Source organism: Pseudomonas sp. P9_31, assembly GCF_034008235.1.
Taxonomy (GTDB): Bacteria; Pseudomonadota; Gammaproteobacteria; order Pseudomonadales; family Pseudomonadaceae; genus Aquipseudomonas.
Window position 1 is genome coordinate 3,161,970 of the sequence record NZ_CP125375.1, and the last position, 18,094, is coordinate 3,180,063.

An 18,094-nucleotide genomic window follows, 5' to 3' on the forward strand; every position below is an offset into this window, starting at 1 on the left:
CACATGGATCTCGGTGAGGTTACAGGCCCAGGTCGGACAAGCCCGGGTGATCATCCGGCCGACGGCCCAGCGGCCAGTGGAACTTGCGGTCGCTTTCCTTGATCGGCATGTCGTTGATGCAGGCATAACGGTTGTACATCAAGCCGTTCTCGTCGAACTCCCAGTTCTCGTTGCCGTAGGAACGGAACCAGTTGCCCGAGTCGTCGTGCCATTCGTAGGCATAACGCACGGCGATCCGGTTGTCGCCATGGGCCCAGAGTTCCTTGATCAGCCGGTAGTCCAGTTCCTTGGCCCATTTGCGGGTCAGGAAAGCTTTGGCTTCTTCGCGGTTGTGGGCGAATTCGGCGCGGTTACGCCACTGGGTGTCCAGGGTGTAGGCCAGGGACACCCGTTCCGGGTCGCGGGAGTTCCAGCCGTCTTCGGCCAGGCGAACTTTTTCGATAGCGGATTCACGGGTAAACGGCGGCAATGGCGGACGAACTTCGGCAGTAGACATATAAAGTCTCCCTATCAAATTAACGTTCAAACACGTTGTCGGGCTTATCAGAAGTGTTACAGGTCCAATAACTTTCGCGCCATGCATTGCGCATTATCGGCGGCACTGTGATCACCCATCACAAGCGCTACGGTAATGGCACCGTCGATCAGGATCAGCAGCTGCTTGGCCAGCGTCTGCGGGTCTGTGGCGCCATGTTCGGTACAGAGCTCGCGCACGTAGTCGAGCAGCTTCTGTTTGTGGTCTTTGGCGACCAGGCGAACCGGGTCTTGCGGGTCGCCGGTTTCGCCGCTGGTGTTGATGAATGCGCAGCCACGAAAGCCCTCTGAGGCGAACCAGGCCTTGAGCACGGTAAACAGGTTGAGGAGCCGCTCGGCCGGGGTTTGCGCCTTGCCGACTTCGCTCCGATACCAGTGCATCCAGCGCACATCACGGCGTTGCAGGGCCGCGACGACAAGCTCCTCCTTGTTGGCGAAGTAGCGGTAAATACTTTTTCTGGAGACGCCGGCGGTTTTCACCAGAAGATCCATGCCGGTGGCAGCGATGCCACTTTTGTAGATCAACTTTTCGGTGACATCCAGAATGATGTCGCGTGTGTCGTTGCTAGTGATTTCGTTCATGTGGCCAACAGTAGAATGATCGTTCTTCTTGGTCAAGAAATTATTTGTGGTGACCGTGAAGTTGCCGTCGCGAGCAGGCTCGTTCCCACATTTGAAATGCATTCCCCTGTGGGAGCGAGCCTGCTCGCGAAGGGGGGCTTTACAGACACTAACAAGACCCAAGGCAATCCATGGTGTAAGCTCTCAGGCTCTTCGGATTCGACCCTTTTGCGAGCCCTATGCCGTCGCTTTTCAAACGCTCTCTGCTGCCTAAACTGCGCAGTTTTCCGCTGACCGCCGATGCCGTCACCATCCTCTCTGGCGCTGCCGAGTTCCGTCGTTGCCTGCTGGAACAAATCGCTCAGGCAACCCGGCGTATCTACATCGTCGCGCTGTACCTGCAACAGGATGAGGCCGGCCAGGAAATCCTCGATGCCCTGCACGCCGCCAAACTGGCGCGTCCGGAACTGGACGTGGTGGTGGTTGTGGACTGGCTGCGCGCCCAGCGCGGCTTGATCGGCGCCGGCAAGCAGCCGGGCAACTCGGCCTGGTATCAGGAAACCACCCGCACCCACCACAGCGTTGTGCCGGTGTACGGCGTGCCGGTGCAGACCCGCGAGCTGTTCGGTGTGCTGCATTTGAAGGGCTTCGTGATCGACGATTGCGTGATTTACAGCGGCGCGAGCCTGAACAACGTTTACCTGCACAAATTCGACAAGTACCGCTTCGACCGCTATCACCTGTTGCAGAACCAGGCGCTGGCCGATTCCATGCAGCACCTGATTCAGCACGGTCTGATCACTTCCAAAGCGGTACATCGCCTTGACCTGCCGAACCTGCCGACCACCCGTAGCCTGCGCCACGACATCGGCGACCTGCGCAGCCGTCTCAAGCACGCGGCGTATGACACCACGGCGGGCAGCACGGCGAAGGGCGGTTTATCGGTCAGTCCGTTGCTCGGGGTGGGCAAGAACAACCCGTTGAGCCGGGTGATCTGCGAGCTGATTGCCAGTGCGCAGCATCAGCTGACCATCTGCACGCCGTACTTCAACCTGCCGCTGGCGGTGACCCGGGAAATCAATCGGGCCCTGGCGCGGGGCGTGAAGATCGACATCGTCGTCGGCGACAAGACCGCCAACGATTTCTACATTCCGCCCAGCGAGCCGTTCAAGGTGATCGCGGCGCTGCCATACCTGTACGAGATCAGCCTGCGACGCTTCGCCAAACGTCATCAGCGCAGCATCGACAGCGGCAAGCTGAACCTGCATTTGTGGAAGGATGGCGACAACACCTATCACCTCAAGGGCATGTGGATCGATCAGCGCTACACCTTGCTGACCGGCAACAACCTCAATCCGCGGGCGTTCCGTCTCGATCTGGAAAACGCGTTGCTGATTGATGATCCGCAGGGCGAGTTGCTGGAGCCGCGTGGCAAAGAGCTGGCGGAGATCTTCCAGCACACCCAGCGCATTGAGCGGTATCAGAGTCTGGAGACGCTGCCGGATTATCCGGCGGGGGTGGCCAAGTTTCTCAAGCGCGTGAGTCGGGTGCGGATCGAGCGGTTGTTGTATCGGATTTTGTAAGGGGTAACACGGCGGGGCGGGTGTGTTGCCGGTGAGTACGCCTTCGCGAGCAGGCTCGCTCCCACATTGGAATTGTGATCGACATAAATCTTCGCGGGCAAGCCCGCTCCCACGGGATTTAGGCTGCCCACAGGGATCTGCGCCGGGCTGGTGGCTGCGCTAATATGCCCACCACTTAAACAAGAACAAGGCTCGCCACGGTCAATGTCGGAAAAAGACACCATCTCCATTCAACTGGTGCGTGAGGCGCTGTTGCAAAGTTGCGCCCCGGGCGCTGCCACCGAAGAGGTGTTGAACAAGGTCGACATCGATCCGGCGTTGCTGGAAACCAACGACGCCCGTGTTCCAGCCACCGCCTATGCGCGCCTGTGGCGATTGCTGGCGCAGCGCCGGGACGATGAGTTTTTTGGCATGGACCCGCGCAAGCTCAAGTCCGGCAGCCTGGCGTTTCTGTGTCGCTGCTCCATGGTCCAGCCGAGCCTGGCCGCCGGGCTGACCTCGGGCCTGAGCTTCCTGTCGTTGATGCTCGAACGCCTGCCCGCGCAACTGGTTCGGCAGCAAAGCCTGGCGGAAATCGTCCTGTTGGAGGACGACGAAGACCCGCGCCGCGCCTTCACTTATTTCACTTACTGGATGATCGTCCACGGCGTGGCCTGCTGGCTGGCGGGGCGGCGGATTCCGATCCTGGCCATCGAGTTGCGCTGCCCGGCGCCGGATTTTTGCGATGACTATCGGGTGATGTTCTCCGAGAACCTGCGATTCGACCGGCCGCGCACGCGGATGATTTTCTCGGCCGATTGCCTGGATTTGCCAATCAAGCGCAGCGCCGAAGAGCTCAAGCGCTTCCTCGCCCATGCGCCGGCCAATATCCTCGTCAAGTATCGTGATCCGGAGAGCCTGGCCAGCCGGATCAAGCACGATCTGCGGCAACTGCCCGCCGAGCACTGGCCGGAAACCGAGGCGCTGGCGCAGCAACTGTGCATGTCGGCCTCGACCCTGCGTCGACGCCTGGCCGAAGAAGGGCAGACGTATCAGGGGCTCAAGGACAGCGTGCGCAAGGAACTGGCCATCGTCTGGCTGGCCGAGCCGGCCATCAGCTTTGCTGAAATCGCTACACGTTTGGGGTTTGCCGATGCCAGCTCGTTCTACAAGGCGTTTCGCAAGTGGTCGGGGTCTAATCCGGGGCATTATCGGAGTTTGATTCTTAACGAACCCAGTTGATCCGGATTCTGTGGCGCCTAGTCTGGTGCCATCGCGGGCAAGCCAGCTCCCACAGTGATATGCGGTGACCATAAATGTCGTACACGCCGTAAAACCTGTGGGAGCGGGCTTGCCCGCGATGGCGGTCATCCGGGCGCCGCATCCTTCAGCCCTTGGCCAAACCAGTCACACAATTTGATAGCTTTGACCATTGTCCCGCTCCCCGCGCAGAGCGAGTATTTCCCTGTTAGTTACGGTTCCCGCAGCCTAATAAAAATACAAAGGGATTCTGGCAATGCGCGATTATTTGTCTGCCACGTCACAGTTCAATTATCAGCACGCCGTCGATGCCGCGCTCACGGGGTCGTTGAGCGCGCTCAACGCCTGCGTCGAATGTTGCGACCGGCATGCCTTGCCGGGGCGCATCGCGCTGTTCTGGGAAGGCCGCGAAGGCGCCAGCGCGACCTACACCTTCAGCGACTTGCAGGACAAAGCCGCGCGCTTCGCCAATTTCCTGTTGGCCCAGGGCGTGAAGAAGGGCGATAAAGTCGCCGGCCTCCTGCCACGCAATATCGAATTGCTGATCACTGTGTTCGCCACCTGGCGCATCGGCGCGGTCTATCAGCCGCTGTTTACCGCCTTCGGCCCGAAAGCCATCGAACATCGCCTCAACAGTTCCGGCGCCGCAGTCGTAGTAACCGATGCGGTCAATCGCCCGAAACTCGCTGAAGTGGCCGACTGCCCGACCATCGTCACCGTTGGCAGTCCCAAGGGCCAGGGCATCGTGCGTGGCGATTTCAGTTTCTGGGCCGAACTGGCCAATTATTCCCCTGAATGCGAACCGGTATTGCTGACCGGTGAAGACCCGTTTCTGCTGATGTTTACCTCGGGCACCACCGGCCCGTCGAAAGCGCTGTCGGTGCCGCTCAAGGCCATTGTCGCGTTCCAGAGTTACACCCGTGACGCGGTGGATTTGCGCCCTGAAGACGCGTTCTGGAACGTCGCCGATCCGGGCTGGGCCTATGGCATTTATTTCGGCGTCACCGGCCCGATGTCGATGGGGCATCCAATCACCTTTTACGATGGCCCGTTCACCCTCGAAAGCACTTGCCGGGTGATCAACAAATACGGGATCACCAACCTCACCGGTTCACCGACCGCCTACCGCTTGCTGATTGCCGGTGGCGACGAATTCGCCCGTTCGATCAAGGGCAAGCTGCGCATCGTCAGCAGTGCCGGCGAACCGCTGAACCCGGAAGTGATTCGCTGGTTCGCCGATAACCTCGGCGTGGTGATTCATGACCATTACGGCCAGACCGAACTGGGCATGGTCCTGTGCAATCACCACGGTCTTGACCATCCGGTGCACGTCGGCGCCGCCGGTTTTGCCTCGCCGGGCCACCGCATCGTGGTGCTCGACGAGGAATACAAAGAACTGGGCGTCGGCCAGCCGGGCATTCTGGCCATCGACCGTACCCAATCGCCGATGTGCTGGTTCAGCGGTTACGAAGGTGCGCCGACCAAGGCCTTCGTCGGCAACTATTACCTGAGCGGCGACACCGTGGAATGGAACCCGGACGGCAGCATCAGCTTCGTCGGCCGCAGCGACGACGTGATCACCACCTCCGGCTACCGCGTCGGCCCGTTCGACGTGGAAAGCGCACTGATCGAACACCCGGCGGTGGTCGAAGCCGCGGTAATCGGCAAACCCGACCCGGAGCGCACCGAGCTGGTGAAAGCCTTTGTCGTGCTCAGCCCGCAATACCGCGCTGAGCCTGCGTTGGCCGAAGAGCTGCGCCAACACGTGCGCAAGCGTCTGGCGGCGCACGCTTACCCCCGCGAAATCGAATTTGTCAGCGAATTGCCGAAAACCCCAAGCGGCAAATTGCAGCGCTTTATCTTGCGCAACCAGGAAATCGCCAAGGCTCAAGAGGCCAGCGCGAAGAACGTTTCAGCTTGAATCCAAGGAAACAATGATGCAGATCGAAAACAAGATTTTTCTCGTCACCGGCGGTGCATCCGGCCTCGGTGCCGCCACTGCGGAAATGCTGGTGGCGGCTGGCGCCAAGGTGATGCTGGTGGACATGAACGCCGAAGCCGTCGCGGCCCAGGCTGCACGTCTCGGCGCGCAAAGTGTGGTGGCGGATATCAGCAACGAAGCAGCAGCCGAAGCGGCGGTGCAGGCGACGGTCAAAGCGTTTGGCGGCCTCAATGGTCTGGTCAATTGCGCCGGCATCGTCCGTGGCGAGAAGATCCTCGGCAAGAACGGCCCCCATGGGTTGGCCAGTTTCAGCCAGGTGATCAACGTCAACCTGATCGGCAGTTTCAACATGCTGCGCCTGGCGGCGGCGGCGATTGCCGAAACCGAAGCCGATGAAGACGGCGAGCGCGGCGTGATCATCAACACCGCGTCGGTCGCGGCCTTCGACGGCCAGATCGGCCAGGCCGCGTACTCGGCCTCGAAAGGCGCGATTGCCAGCCTGACCTTGCCCGCCGCCCGTGAACTGGCACGCTTCGGCATTCGCGTGATGACCATCGCACCGGGCATTTTCGAAACGCCGATGATGGCCGGCATGACACCGCAAGTGCGCGAGTCTTTGGCCGCTGGCGTGCCGTTTCCACAGCGATTGGGCAAGCCGAGCGAGTACGCCGCGCTGGTCAGGCATATCATAGAAAACAGCATGCTCAACGGCGAGGTGATCCGTCTCGACGGTGCCTTGCGCATGGCCGCCAAATAAGGAGTATTTGTCATGACACTGTCCAACGATCCGATTGTTATTGTCAGCGCCGTCCGCACCCCGATGGGCGGTTTCCAGGGCGAACTGAAAGGCCTGACCGCGCCGCAACTGGGCGCCGCCGCGATTCGTGCCGCCGTCGAGCGCGCCGGTATCGCCCCTGAGTCCGTAGAAGAAGTGTTGTTCGGCTGCGTGCTCTCCGCCGGCCTCGGTCAGGCCCCGGCGCGGCAAGCGGCACTGGGCGCCGGGCTGGATAAATCGACCCGTTGCACGACGCTGAACAAAATGTGCGGCTCGGGCATGGAAGCCACGATCCTGGCCCACGACATGCTGATCGCCGGCAGTGCCGATGTGGTGGTCGCTGGTGGTATGGAAAGCATGTCCAACGCCCCGTATCTGCTGGACCGTGCCCGCAGCGGTTACCGCATGGGCCACGGCCGGGTGCTCGATCACATGTTCCTTGACGGCCTCGAAGACGCCTACGACAAGGGCCGCCTGATGGGCACCTTCGCCGAGGATTGCGCTGAAACCAACGGCTTCAGCCGCGAAGCTCAGGACGCCTTTGCCATCGCTTCGACCACCCGCGCGCAGCAGGCGATCAAGGACGGCAGCTTCACGGCCGAGATCGTGCCGCTCACCGTGACCGTCGGCAAAGAGCAGGTGCTGATCAGCCACGACGAACAGCCACCGAAAGCCAAGCTGGACAAAATCGCCTCGCTGAAACCAGCGTTCCGCGACGGCGGCACCGTGACGGCGGCGAACTCCAGCTCGATCTCGGACGGCGCGGCGGCACTGGTGCTGATGCGTCGTTCCGAAGCCGAAAAACAAGGCCTGAAACCGCTGGCGGTGATTCACGGCCACGCCGCGTTTGCCGACACACCGGGGCTGTTCCCGGTGGCACCGGTGGGCGCGATCAAGAAGTTGATGAAAAAAACCGGCTGGTCCCTGGAAGAAGTCGAGTTATTCGAAGTCAACGAAGCCTTCGCGGTGGTGAGTCTGGTGACCATGACCAAACTGGAAATCCCCCACGAGAAGATCAACGTCCACGGCGGTGCCTGCGCTTTGGGTCACCCGATCGGTGCATCTGGCGCGCGGATCCTCGTGACCTTGCTCTCGGCCCTGCGCCAGAAAGGCCTGAAGCGCGGCGTTGCAGCGATCTGCATTGGCGGCGGTGAAGCCACGGCCATGGCTGTGGAATGCCTGTACTGAGGCTAATGGGGCGCAACCTGTGTGTGGGGCTTTTGTGGCGAGGGAGCTTGCTCCCGCTGGGTCGCGAAGCGGCCCCAAAAGCTTTGCGACTGCTGCGCAGTCGAGCGGGAGCAAGCTCCCTCGCCACACAAGTCCGCTCCCACAGGTCTTGCGTTTCAACTCGATTTTTAAGGACTTGGCATGATCCCCAATGACGAACAACTTCAGATCAGCGACGCGGCCCGGCAGTTTGCCCAGGAACGGCTGAAACCGTTCGCCGCCGAATGGGACCGTGAACATCGCTTCCCCAAGGAAGCCATCAGCGAGATGGCCGACCTGGGTTTCTTCGGCATGCTGGTGCCGGAGCAGTGGGGCGGTTGCGACACCGGTTATCTGGCCTACGCCATGGCCCTGGAAGAAATCGCTGCCGGCGATGGCGCCTGCTCGACCATCATGAGCGTGCACAACTCGGTGGGTTGCGTGCCGATCCTCAAGTTCGGCAACGACGACCAGAAAGAACGCTTCCTCAAACCGCTGGCCAGCGGCGCGATGCTCGGTGCGTTTGCGCTGACCGAACCGCAAGCCGGCTCCGATGCCAGCAGCCTGAAAACCCGCGCCCGGCTGGACGGCGATCACTATGTACTCAACGGCTGCAAGCAGTTCATCACCTCCGGGCAAAACGCCGGGGTGGTGATTGTGTTTGCGGTGACCGACCCAACTGCCGGCAAACGCGGGATCACCGCGCTGATCGTGCCCACCGATTCGCCGGGCTATAAAGTCGCGCGGGTCGAAGACAAGCTTGGCCAACATGCTTCCGATACCTGCCAGATCCTCTTCGAGGATGTGAAAGTCCCGGTGGCCAATCGACTGGGTGAGGAGGGCGAAGGCTACAAGATCGCCCTGGCCAACCTCGAAGGCGGCCGCGTCGGCATTGCCTCGCAATCGGTGGGCATGGCCCGCGCCGCGTTCGAAGCGGCCCGCGACTACGCCCGTGAACGCGAGAGTTTCGGCAAGCCGATCATCGAACACCAGGCGGTAGCGTTCCGCCTGGCAGACATGGCCACCCAGATCGCCGTGGCCCGGCAGATGGTGCATTACGCGGCGGCGTTGCGCGACAGCGGCAAACCGGCGCTGGTGGAAGCCTCCATGGCCAAACTGTTCGCCTCGGAAATGGCCGAAAAGGTTTGCTCCTCGGCGTTGCAAACCCTGGGCGGTTACGGTTACCTGAACGACTTCCCGCTGGAGCGGATCTACCGCGACGTGCGGGTGTGCCAGATCTACGAAGGCACCAGCGACATTCAGCGCATGGTCATTTCGCGCAATCTTTGAGAAGGAATCCACCTATGAACTACGAAACGATTTTGCTGGAAGCCCACGGTCGCGTTGGGCTGATCACCCTCAACCGCCCGCAAGCGCTGAACGCGTTGAATGCCCAACTCGTCAGCGAACTGAACCACGCCCTCGATGGCCTGGAAGCCGATTCGAACATCGGTTGCATCGTGCTGACCGGTTCGAAAAAAGCTTTCGCCGCCGGTGCCGACATCAAGGAGATGGCCGAGCTGACCTACCCGCAGATCTACCTCGACGACCTGTTCAGCGACAGCGATCGCGTGGCCAACCGCCGCAAGCCGATCATCGCCGCGGTCAACGGTTTCGCCTTGGGCGGTGGCTGTGAACTGGCGCTGATGTGCGACTTCATTCTGGCCGGCGACAACGCCAAATTCGGTCAGCCGGAAATCAACCTCGGCGTACTGCCTGGCATGGGCGGCACCCAGCGCCTGACCCGCGCCGTGGGTAAGGCCAAGGCCATGGAAATGTGCCTGAGCGGGCGCTTGATCGATGCGGTGGAAGCGGAGCGATGCGGGATTGTGGCGCGGATCGTGCCAGCGGATGAGCTACTGGAAGAAGCGCTGAAAGTCGCGACGCTGATTGCCAAGAAGTCGCTGCCGATTGCGATGATGATCAAGGAAAGCGTCAACCGCGCCTTTGAAGTCAGCCTGTCGGAAGGCGTGCGCTTTGAACGCCGGGTGTTCCATGCGGCGTTTGCCACGCAGGATCAGAAGGAGGGGATGGCGGCGTTTATTGCCAAGCGTGAGGCGGAGTTCGTCGGCAAGTAACCCACACTGATCGTTCCCACGCTCTGCGTGGGAATGCCTCAACGGACGCTCCGCGTTCGGCTTTTGATGGGACGCGGAGCGTCCCGGGCTGCATTCCTTTGCTGCGCGTGGGAACGATCATGTCTGCGGCGACGCTCTAGACCAAGTAGTGCTTGAGCTCCCGGGCAATCACCATCCGCTGTATCTCGCTCGACCCTTCATAAATCTGCGTGATCCGCGCATCCCGGTAGTAACGCTCCACCGGGTAATCCTCCAGATACCCGTACCCGCCATGAATCTGTATCGCCGACGAGCAGACCTTCTCGGCCATCTCGGATGCAAACAGCTTGGCCTGTGAAGCCTCCGACAGGCACGGTTTGCCAGCACTGCGCAAGCGCGCGGCGTGCAGGATCAGCAAGCGCGCGGCGTTGAGCCGGGTGTGCATGTCGGCCAACATGTTGGCGATGCTTTGGTGCTCGATGATCGGCTTGTCGAACTGCACCCGATCCCGCGCGTAAGCCAGCGCCGCTTCGAATGCCGCACGGGCGATGCCCAAGGCTTGCGCGGCGATGCCGATGCGGCCGCCTTCGAGGTTGGAGAGGGCGATGGCCAGGCCTTTGCCGCGTTCACCCAGCAAATTCGCCTCGGGAATCGTGCAATTGTTCAGGGTGACGGCGCAGGTATCGGAAGCGCGGATGCCCATCTTGTGTTCACTGCGGTCGACGATGAACCCCGCTGTTTCGGTCGGCACCAGGAACGCCGAGATGCCGCGTTTGCCCAGCTCCGGATCGGTCACGGCGAAAACGATCGCCAGTTTCGCCCGTTTGCCATTGCTGACGAATTGCTTGGCGCCGTTGATCACCCACTGGCCGTCGCGCAGTTCGGCGCGAGTGCGCAGGTTGTGGGCTTCGGAACCGGCCTGGGGTTCGGTGAGACAGAAGCAACCGATGGCCTGGCCGCTGGCAAGGTCGGGCAGCCATTGCTGTTTCTGTTCTTCGGTGCCGTAATTGAGCACCGGCCCGCAGCCCACGGAGTTGTGGATGCTCATCAGTGCGCCAGTGGCGCCGTCACCGGCGGAAATCTCTTCCACTGCCAGCGCATAGGCCACGTAGTCGACGTAGGTGCCGCCCCATTCCTCGGGCACCACCATGCCCAGCAGACCCAGTTCACCCATCTTCGCCACCAGACCGTCATCGATCCAGCCAGCCTTTTCCCAGGCCTGTGCATGGGGCGCGATTTCGCCGCGGGCAAAATCCCGGGCCATGTCGCGGATCATCACTTGCTCTTCGCTCAATTCGATATCGTGCATGGCTCAGTTCCCGCTCTGGTCGTACCCGGTGAAAAAACTCGCGACGTGCTCGGCGTCCAGCGTTTGCAGGGTCGGCGGGTTCCAGCGCGGGTTTTTGTCTTTGTCGATCAGCAAGGCGCGCACGCCTTCGATCAGGTCGCCGCGCTCGAACCACTGGCGATCCAGGTGCAGTTCGAGGGCGAAGCACTGTTCCAGGCTCAGGTGCCGACCGCGCCGCAGCATTGCCAGGGTCACGCCCATGGCCAACGGTGAACGGCTTTCCAGCAGGTCGGCGGTGGCGGTGGCCCATTCATGGCTGTCGGCGACGGTCACTGCACGCAGTTGTTCCACCATACTCGGCACATCGGGCAGGGCGAAGAAGTGATCGATGGCCGGCCGCAACGCCGCCAGGGGCGCTGCCGGCAGTTGTTGCACCGCGAGTTTCGCCAGCACGCCTTGCAGGTCCTTGAGCGGGGTGTCGTGCCATTCGAGGCGATCGAGTCGCTCGTCCAGCGTGCCTAGTTTTTCACTGTCCAGATACCAGTCGGCCAGGCCGCAATAGAGCGCATCGGCCGCGCGAATCTGCACGCCGCTGACGCCGAGATAAATGCCCAGCTCACCGGGAATGCGCGGCAGGAAGTAACTGCCGCCGACGTCCGGGAAATACCCGATGGCCACTTCCGGCATCGCCAGGCGGCTGCGCTCGGTGACCACCCGCAAATCGGCGCCTTGCACCAGCCCCATGCCGCCGCCCAACACAAAGCCGTCCATCAAGGCCAGGACCGGTTTGCGATAGTGGTGGATCGTGAGGTCGAGGGCGTATTCCTCGACGAAGAAATCTTCGTGCAGGGTGTCGCCGCTTTTGAAGCTGTCATACAGCGAGCGGATATCGCCGCCGGCACAGAAGGCTTTCTCGCCGGCACCGCGCAAGACCACCGCGTGTACCTGCGGATCCTGGGCCCAGGCATCGAGCTGAAGTTGCAGGCTGCGGACCATGTCCAGGGTAATGGCGTTGAGGCCGGCGGGGCGATTGAGGGTCAGGTGACCGATGTGATTGCGAACCTCGGCCAACACTTCGTTTTGCGTGGCATCCATGGACTGTGTTTGCGGGGTTGAAACCTGAGCAGTCATCACTAACTCCCTGCTTTTATTGTTCTTTATAGAGAAACTCGCGCGCGAGCGATGCTGGATCGTAACAGTGCAAATTTGCCCTGTACAACCGGGATACGTGCAGGTCCCGCCTGCATTTTTACCTTAACCAAAAATCAAAAGATCGCAGCCTTCGGCAGCGCCTACATTGACAGCGTTCGCGTATGAACACCGATCACGCAGGAGCCACCGAAGGCTGCGATCGTTTGATCTTTCTTTTGATCTTCAACCCTTGCTGGAAAACACATCCCCGATGCTGCGCCGCTTGGCATGCAACTCACAGGCATGAATCAGTTGTTCGAGGTCTTCGGGGGTGACGTCGTAGAACGCTTCCATGTCGGTGAGGGCCAGTTTCAGATCCGCGGCAGTGATCGCCTGGCTGGCGGGGACGGGCATCATCGGCACCGGCTCAGCGGGACGTTTTGGGTAACGAATGCGCGTCAGGTTGTTGTACGCCAGTGCGCTGAACAGCATCGTCGAGCCACTGAGCATCACCGGGCCGAGGGCTTTCCAATCCAGGGCAATGGTCGCCGGGTCCGCCAGCACCAACAGCAATGCCAGCGCTCCGGCCGGCGGGTGCAGGCAACGCAGCCAGCACATCAGAATCAGCGACATGCCCGCCGCCAGGCAGGCGCTGCCGAGGGTGCGTCCGAGCACGTGAGCGACCAGCAACGAGACCACCCCGGCGCTCAAATAGCCGCCAAGTATCGACCAAGGCTGGGCGAGGGCGCCCGAGGACACAGCAAACAGCAATACTGCGGATGCACCCAGCGGACCGATCAGGTGCTGCGCCACTTCCATACCAAATACCTGACTGCAGAGCCAGACGCTGAACATCGTGCCCAGCGACATGCCGATAGCGGCGCGGCTCCATTCTGAAGGACGGGTATTGATGGCGGCAGGTAACCAGCGAGCGAACATGAGGCAAACGATCCGTAGAAAAAACGAGGCAAAAAAAAAGGCTTAGCTGGGAGACCCAGAAAGCCCTTGAAGTAGTTCCAACTATTGGGGGAGGAACGCCGCACAGTGTGCCGATCATTCCAGATACTGACAAATTCATATTAATGCAGTTTCAGTGCATTATTTTTGCAGTATAGCCACCCGCCGACCACTCATGAAGCAGAGGAAACCGCCCATCGCCGTCAACGCACTCAGCGCATAGAACATGGTGGGCGCAGGCGTGTGCATCAGCAGGAAGCCGCAGATCACCGGGCTCAGCGCACCGCCGAGGGCCGCGAGGTTCTGCGCGCCGTAGTAGCTGCCACGCAGTTCTTCCGGGGCCAGGGTGTCGACGAAGAGGAACTCGGCCGGGTAAATGATCATTTCACCGAGGGTGAAAATGAACATCGCCACGCACCAACTCACGAGGCTGTCGGCCAGGCTGAAACCGATCAACCCGAGGATGAACAGGCTGGTGCCACCGGCAATCCAGTAACGCAGTTGTTCACGTTTGAGGAACCGGCCGATCTGGTATTGCAGCAAGATCACGCTGATGGCGTTGCAGGCGAGCAGGGCGGCCATGGTTTCCAGGGCACGTTTGGTGTCTTGGGTGACCAGCAGGTATTGCGACAGGTACAGGGTAAAACGACCGTGCACCACGGTGCTGAGCAGGCAGCCGCAGGTGAACATGATCAGTGTGCGGTCGTTCTTCAGGGTGATCAGGGTTTTGAGAAAGCTCTGTGGCTGGCCGATGGCGGGTGTCTGGGCCGGGTCTTTGGGAATCCCGCTCATCAGGAAAATACTGAAGAAGGCGATGCCACCGGCAATCAGGAACGGCGCCAGCGGCTGCACCCCGGCGATCACCACACCGAGCATGGGACCGGTGGCGTAGCCGATGTTGGTCAGGGTGTAGCGCAGCGAAAAGGCTTTCGCGCGCTGACCCACCGGCAGGTTTTCGCTGAGAATCGCCTTGGACCCGATCAGGAACAGCGCCGAGGCGGTTTCGGTGATCACCAGGGTGGCGGTGGTCAGGTACAGGTTTTGAGCGAAGGTCAGCAACACGAAGCCGATAGCGCTGGAGAGCATGGCCAGGATCAGCAGTCGACGCTTTTCAAGGCGGTCGATGATGTAACCGCCATAAAGGGCGAGCAGGGTGGCGATAAACACCGCGATGCCCAGCAGCAGGCCGACGTCCTGTTGGTTGAGGCCGAGTTTGTTGCTCAGAAACAGGGTGAGCAACGGGCTGGTAATGGCGCGGCTGACGACGATGGTCAGCGAAACGATCATCAAGCGGCGAATGACGAGGGAGTAAGTGGCCACGGTGGGGGCAAATGTCCTTATTCAGATTCTGTGGTATCGACGCGATACCGAGTTGCTGCCAATCGCGGGCAAGCCCGCTCCCACAGGCTTTGTGTCGAGCATTTAATCGTGGCTCGACGTGAACCTTGTAGGAGCGAGGCTTGCCCGCGAAGAGGCCCGCACAGACATCGCAACATTCAAGTCTGCCACCGATTCAAGCGCTTCCAGCCGCCACAACTGCGCAAGCAATTCTTGCACTTGCTGTCGCGGCATCACCCGCCCCGCCAGGCTGAAAAACTTCTCCTCCAGCGCCTCATCGCTCAGCGGATTCCCCGGCGCACCCAACGGCACCTCAACACACAAACTGGCGTGCCGACCATCCACGGTCTGAACGCTGACCACAGGCTCGCCATCCTCCGACAGTCGCGGGTCGACTTCAAGGCGAATGCGCGACATCCAGTGTGCAATCCGCGGGTGGTGGCGCTGTTCGTCGTCGTAGGCCTCCAACCGGCAATGACCATGGACCAACCGGGCCGCGAGGGCATAAGGCAAGCTCATCTGCGCCGCCGCCAGGCCGTTGATGTCCTGACCGCCACACATGTCTTGCAGGAATCCGCACAACGAAACCTCAACGCCCTCAACCTGATCCGCGCTGACCTGCAATTGATTCAGCAACAGGCCCAATGCATCGATCGCCGAATGCGTTCCCCGGCATGCCGCGTAGGGTTTGATTGAGCAGCGGGAGAGTTTCCATACCTGGCCCAGTTCGGCATCCAACGCCTCAGGCACGGCGGTATCCGCCGCTAGGGTCTTGAGAAAACCGCCCCAGACATCATCGAACAATTTGGTCGGCCCAGTGATGCCTTGTTGAGCAAACCGCGCCGCCAGCAATCCACCTTCGGCGGCCCGACCGCTGTGGAGTTTTTTGCTTTGCGAGCCGTCATGGATGAAGGCCCAAAGACCGCCACTGAAGCTACCGGCGATGCCCAGGGCCGCCAGGGTTTGCTGTGCATCCAGCCCCAGAATTCGCGCGCTGGCCGCTGCCGCACCAAACACCCCGCACGTCGCCGTGGAGTGCCAACCGGCGCCGTTATGGGCCGAGTAACTGCCGCAGGCTTCGAGCACCCGACGGCCAATTTCGTAGCCGATCACTATCGCGGTGATCAACTCGCGGCCACTTACCGGTGTTTCAGAAACCGATAACTCAGACATCGAGACAGCGGCCATCACCGCCGGCAGCACCACCGCGCCGGAGTGGTCGCAACCGCCGGTGTCGTCCAGTTCCAGGGCATGCGCGGCGATGCCGTTGAGCATGGCGGCCTGCGCCGCGCCGACCCGCTGATCAGTGCCCCAGATCAGCGTGCTGCCGGCTTCACCCTCGAAGACCTGACGCGCTTGTTTCGCCACGTCGCTGTCAGCCCCGGCCAGCGCCGCGCCGAAGGTGTCGATAATGTGCCGCCTGGCTTGTGCGACCAACGCGGGTGGTAAATCTTCAAAGCGAGTATCGACGCAAAACTGCGCCAACCGCTCCATCCGCATCACCCCATCGTAGGCGCTGCCGAAGGCTGCGGTCTCTTGATCTTTCATACGCCGTAATCCCGATAATGACGTTCGTACACCGCCGCCGGGTGATCCTCGCTCACGGGCGCTGCCGACTCGGCCCACCATCGGGCGACCTCGGCCCCGGTGGCGATCCAGACGTCATCGTGCTGTTGAATGCTCTGCAGCAATTCCCGCAACACGCCGATCCGTCCAGGCGTGGCGATGATTTCCGGGTGCAGCCGCAGTGCGTAACACAGCCCGAACCGATGAAACCCGGCGAAGTCCATCTGCAGGTTGCCCAAGGTGTGGCTGTAGGAGGCGATGCGCGATTGCGCAGGCGGCACCGCCGGGCTGAGGTTAAAGGCGAAGTAGGGTTCGTCTTCCAGTTCGTAGTGCAACGGCAGCTCGATCACGTCGCATGTCGTCGGGTGAGCGAAGGGCAAATCATCGCCGCGCCATGACGAGGACCAGCGAATGCCGTGATCGCGCAACGCCTCGATGAAGCCCGGCGCACCGTTGCCGGCGGGGATGCGAAAGCCTGTCGGACGCTGACCGGTCAGCGCGCTCAAGGCCGAGCAGCCCTTGGCGACTTCGGCGCTTTGCTCGGCCAGCGTCAGGTTGTCGTAGTGCTGATGGCGATACCCGGCGCAGGCGATTTCATGTCCGCCGGCCAGGATCGCCCGGATGTGCTCCGGGTTTTCCTCGGCGACGATGCCGGGAATGAACCAACTGCTGGAAACGCCCAGGGCTTCGAACAATCCGAGCAAACGCTCGACACCGCGTTGCGTGCCGTAGCGCCACACCGATAAGGTCTTGTCGCGCCCGGCGACTTCCGGGGCCTGGGTGAGAATGCCGTGGATGTCGTTGTAATCGACGGTCAGCACCACGGCACAGCGGTAGCCGTCAGGCCAGGCAGTGGAATCAGCCATGATGATGCTCCTTCAGCCACCAGTGGGCGACGTCGCGGCAGGTGGCGAACCAGACGTCGTCGCGTTGGCGCATGTGTTCGAAGAGTTTTTCCAGCAACAGGATGCGTCCCGGTTTGCCGGTGATCTTGGGGTGGAACAGGGTGGTCAGGCACAGCCCTTCATCCATGGCGCCGTCGAACTCGCGGCACCAGTTGTCGAGGGTCAGCGCGTAGCTGGCCGTGCGGTCGAGCCCCGAGGGAAAGTCTGGCGCGCGGGTGTAGGCGAGGGAGGCGTAGTCGTCCATTTCCCAGCGACCGGGGATTTCCACCAACGGCGTGTCGAAACCCGGCACTTTCACCAGGTACGGCCGGTCATCGCCACGCATGCTGCTGGAATAGGTCACGCCGGCTTCCACCAGCATGGCGGGGGTTTCGGCTCGCCAGTCGCCGGATGGCGTGCGGAAACCTTCGGCGCGGGTGTTCAGGTATTTCCAGAACACCTCGCGGGATTTGTTCATCACGTCCTTCTGCTGGTCCAGCGTCAGGGCGTAAAAGGATTCGTGTTTGTAGCCGTGGTACGCCACCTCATGCCCGCGCTCGACAATCGCCTGGCACTGTTTCGGCCAGTTTTCCACGACCCAGGCCGGTACGAAAAACGTGGTCGGGATCCGGAACTCATCCAGCACGTCGAGAATCCGCGGCAGCGCCCGATAGGGGCCGTAACCACCAAAACCGAAATACTCGGGCTTGCGCCAGATCGAGCCGTTGAGCATCGCATCACCGGTCGGGCCATCAAGGTCGAAGGCCAGGGCGAGGCAGGCTGTGTGCTGGTCCGGCCAGGTCGGTTGTAGCGAGGAGGACATGTGGTGCTCCAACTATTTATAAGTAAACGCCAGACCCTGTGGGAGCGAGCTTGCTCGCGATGAGGCCGGTACATTCAACATGCGTGTCGCCTGACAGACCGCTATCGCGGGCAAGCCCGCTCCCACAGGTTTATCGGTTGGCCACAAAATTGTGATCGGCCCGGGTTCAGTGTGGGAGCGAGCCTACTCGCGATGAGGGCGGTGCATTCA

16 protein-coding genes are annotated in these 18,094 nt (G+C 61.3%); 7 read left to right on the plus strand and 9 right to left on the minus strand.

Annotated features, from left to right (window positions below; all coding sequences use genetic code 11):
• Nucleotides 1-19: 19 nt before the first annotated feature.
• A complete protein-coding gene (locus QMK51_RS13920) occupies nucleotides 20-496 on the minus strand; it encodes a nuclear transport factor 2 family protein (protein WP_258700524.1) in 477 nt (158 codons plus the stop codon).
• A 56-nt stretch (nucleotides 497-552) separates the two neighbouring features.
• On the minus strand, nucleotides 553-1,116 hold the full coding sequence (locus tag QMK51_RS13925) for a TetR/AcrR family transcriptional regulator (RefSeq protein ID WP_258700525.1): 564 nt from the start codon (nucleotides 1,114-1,116) through the stop codon (nucleotides 553-555).
• A gap of 218 nt (nucleotides 1,117-1,334) precedes the next feature.
• On the opposite strand from QMK51_RS13925, the gene pssA reads away from it, so the two are divergent.
• The 7 genes from pssA (at nucleotide 1,335) to QMK51_RS13960 (ending at nucleotide 9,918) form a co-directional block, all read left to right on the plus strand.
• Complete coding sequence (gene pssA / locus QMK51_RS13930) at nucleotides 1,335-2,678, plus strand: CDP-diacylglycerol--serine O-phosphatidyltransferase (RefSeq protein ID WP_320394449.1); 1,344 nt, start codon at nucleotides 1,335-1,337, stop codon at nucleotides 2,676-2,678.
• A gap of 204 nt (nucleotides 2,679-2,882) precedes the next feature.
• Entirely contained in the window at nucleotides 2,883-3,899 is a 1,017-nt protein-coding gene (locus tag QMK51_RS13935; RefSeq protein ID WP_258700527.1) for an AraC family transcriptional regulator, read from the plus strand.
• 274 nt (nucleotides 3,900-4,173) lie between these two features.
• Entirely contained in the window at nucleotides 4,174-5,838 is a 1,665-nt protein-coding gene (locus QMK51_RS13940; RefSeq protein WP_320394450.1) for an AMP-binding protein, read from the plus strand.
• Between the two features lie 16 nt (nucleotides 5,839-5,854).
• Nucleotides 5,855-6,616: an SDR family NAD(P)-dependent oxidoreductase gene (locus QMK51_RS13945; RefSeq protein WP_320394451.1), complete on the plus strand. Its 762-nt coding sequence runs from the start codon at nucleotides 5,855-5,857 to the stop codon at nucleotides 6,614-6,616.
• Nucleotides 6,617-6,628: 12 nt separating this feature from the next.
• The gene (locus QMK51_RS13950) at nucleotides 6,629-7,822 is read left to right on the plus strand and encodes an acetyl-CoA C-acyltransferase (protein ID WP_320394453.1); all 1,194 of its coding nucleotides are present in this window, start codon (nucleotides 6,629-6,631) and stop codon (nucleotides 7,820-7,822) included.
• A gap of 180 nt (nucleotides 7,823-8,002) precedes the next feature.
• Nucleotides 8,003-9,130, plus strand: coding sequence for an acyl-CoA dehydrogenase (locus QMK51_RS13955; RefSeq protein ID WP_258700530.1), 1,128 nt, complete (start codon nucleotides 8,003-8,005; stop codon nucleotides 9,128-9,130).
• 14 nt (nucleotides 9,131-9,144) lie between these two features.
• Nucleotides 9,145-9,918, plus strand: a complete 774-nt coding sequence (locus QMK51_RS13960) for an enoyl-CoA hydratase (RefSeq protein WP_320394454.1) — start codon at nucleotides 9,145-9,147, stop codon at nucleotides 9,916-9,918.
• 136 nt (nucleotides 9,919-10,054) lie between these two features.
• On the opposite strand, the gene QMK51_RS13965 is transcribed toward QMK51_RS13960, so the two are convergent.
• The 7 genes from QMK51_RS13965 to QMK51_RS13995 form a co-directional block, all read right to left on the minus strand.
• Nucleotides 10,055-11,206 carry an acyl-CoA dehydrogenase family protein gene (locus QMK51_RS13965; RefSeq protein ID WP_258700532.1) on the minus strand — a complete coding sequence of 384 codons (1,152 nt, stop codon included), beginning with the start codon at nucleotides 11,204-11,206 and terminating at the stop codon, nucleotides 10,055-10,057.
• Nucleotides 11,207-11,209: 3 nt separating this feature from the next.
• Complete coding sequence (locus tag QMK51_RS13970; protein WP_320394455.1) at nucleotides 11,210-12,316, minus strand: enoyl-CoA hydratase/isomerase family protein; 1,107 nt, start codon at nucleotides 12,314-12,316, stop codon at nucleotides 11,210-11,212.
• Between the two features lie 243 nt (nucleotides 12,317-12,559).
• The gene (locus QMK51_RS13975) at nucleotides 12,560-13,255 is read right to left on the minus strand and encodes an HPP family protein (protein ID WP_258700541.1); all 696 of its coding nucleotides are present in this window, start codon (nucleotides 13,253-13,255) and stop codon (nucleotides 12,560-12,562) included.
• A gap of 159 nt (nucleotides 13,256-13,414) precedes the next feature.
• Entirely contained in the window at nucleotides 13,415-14,593 is a 1,179-nt protein-coding gene (locus QMK51_RS13980; protein WP_320394456.1) for an MFS transporter, read from the minus strand.
• 102 nt (nucleotides 14,594-14,695) lie between these two features.
• Nucleotides 14,696-16,159, minus strand: coding sequence for an MmgE/PrpD family protein (locus tag QMK51_RS13985; protein ID WP_320394457.1), 1,464 nt, complete (start codon nucleotides 16,157-16,159; stop codon nucleotides 14,696-14,698).
• Nucleotides 16,156-17,043, minus strand: coding sequence for a polysaccharide deacetylase (locus QMK51_RS13990; RefSeq protein ID WP_320394458.1), 888 nt, complete (start codon nucleotides 17,041-17,043; stop codon nucleotides 16,156-16,158). The genes QMK51_RS13985 and QMK51_RS13990 overlap by 4 nt, the downstream gene beginning before the upstream one ends.
• Nucleotides 17,036-17,884 carry a polysaccharide deacetylase gene (locus QMK51_RS13995; protein ID WP_320394459.1) on the minus strand — a complete coding sequence of 283 codons (849 nt, stop codon included), beginning with the start codon at nucleotides 17,882-17,884 and terminating at the stop codon, nucleotides 17,036-17,038. Before QMK51_RS13995 ends, QMK51_RS13990 begins: the two co-directional genes overlap by 8 nt.
• Between the last annotated feature and the right edge of the window lie 210 nt (nucleotides 17,885-18,094).

Bases quoted from the DNA above. Each gene is read 5' to 3' on its own strand.
- QMK51_RS13920 (WP_258700524.1), bottom strand. From the start codon at position 496: ATGTCTACTGCCGAAGTTCGTCCGCCATTGCCGCCGTTTACCCGTGAA.
- QMK51_RS13925 (WP_258700525.1), bottom strand. From the start codon at position 1,116: ATGAACGAAATCACTAGCAACGACACACGCGACATCATTCTGGATGTC.
- pssA (WP_320394449.1), top strand. From the start codon at position 1,335: ATGCCGTCGCTTTTCAAACGCTCTCTGCTGCCTAAACTGCGCAGTTTT.
- QMK51_RS13935 (WP_258700527.1), top strand. From the start codon at position 2,883: ATGTCGGAAAAAGACACCATCTCCATTCAACTGGTGCGTGAGGCGCTG.
- QMK51_RS13940 (WP_320394450.1), top strand. From the start codon at position 4,174: ATGCGCGATTATTTGTCTGCCACGTCACAGTTCAATTATCAGCACGCC.
- QMK51_RS13945 (WP_320394451.1), top strand. From the start codon at position 5,855: ATGCAGATCGAAAACAAGATTTTTCTCGTCACCGGCGGTGCATCCGGC.
- QMK51_RS13950 (WP_320394453.1), top strand. From the start codon at position 6,629: ATGACACTGTCCAACGATCCGATTGTTATTGTCAGCGCCGTCCGCACC.
- QMK51_RS13955 (WP_258700530.1), top strand. From the start codon at position 8,003: ATGATCCCCAATGACGAACAACTTCAGATCAGCGACGCGGCCCGGCAG.
- QMK51_RS13960 (WP_320394454.1), top strand. From the start codon at position 9,145: ATGAACTACGAAACGATTTTGCTGGAAGCCCACGGTCGCGTTGGGCTG.
- QMK51_RS13965 (WP_258700532.1), bottom strand. From the start codon at position 11,206: ATGCACGATATCGAATTGAGCGAAGAGCAAGTGATGATCCGCGACATG.
- QMK51_RS13970 (WP_320394455.1), bottom strand. From the start codon at position 12,316: ATGACTGCTCAGGTTTCAACCCCGCAAACACAGTCCATGGATGCCACG.
- QMK51_RS13975 (WP_258700541.1), bottom strand. From the start codon at position 13,255: ATGTTCGCTCGCTGGTTACCTGCCGCCATCAATACCCGTCCTTCAGAA.
- QMK51_RS13985 (WP_320394457.1), bottom strand. From the start codon at position 16,159: ATGAAAGATCAAGAGACCGCAGCCTTCGGCAGCGCCTACGATGGGGTG.
- QMK51_RS13990 (WP_320394458.1), bottom strand. From the start codon at position 17,043: ATGGCTGATTCCACTGCCTGGCCTGACGGCTACCGCTGTGCCGTGGTG.
- QMK51_RS13995 (WP_320394459.1), bottom strand. From the start codon at position 17,884: ATGTCCTCCTCGCTACAACCGACCTGGCCGGACCAGCACACAGCCTGC.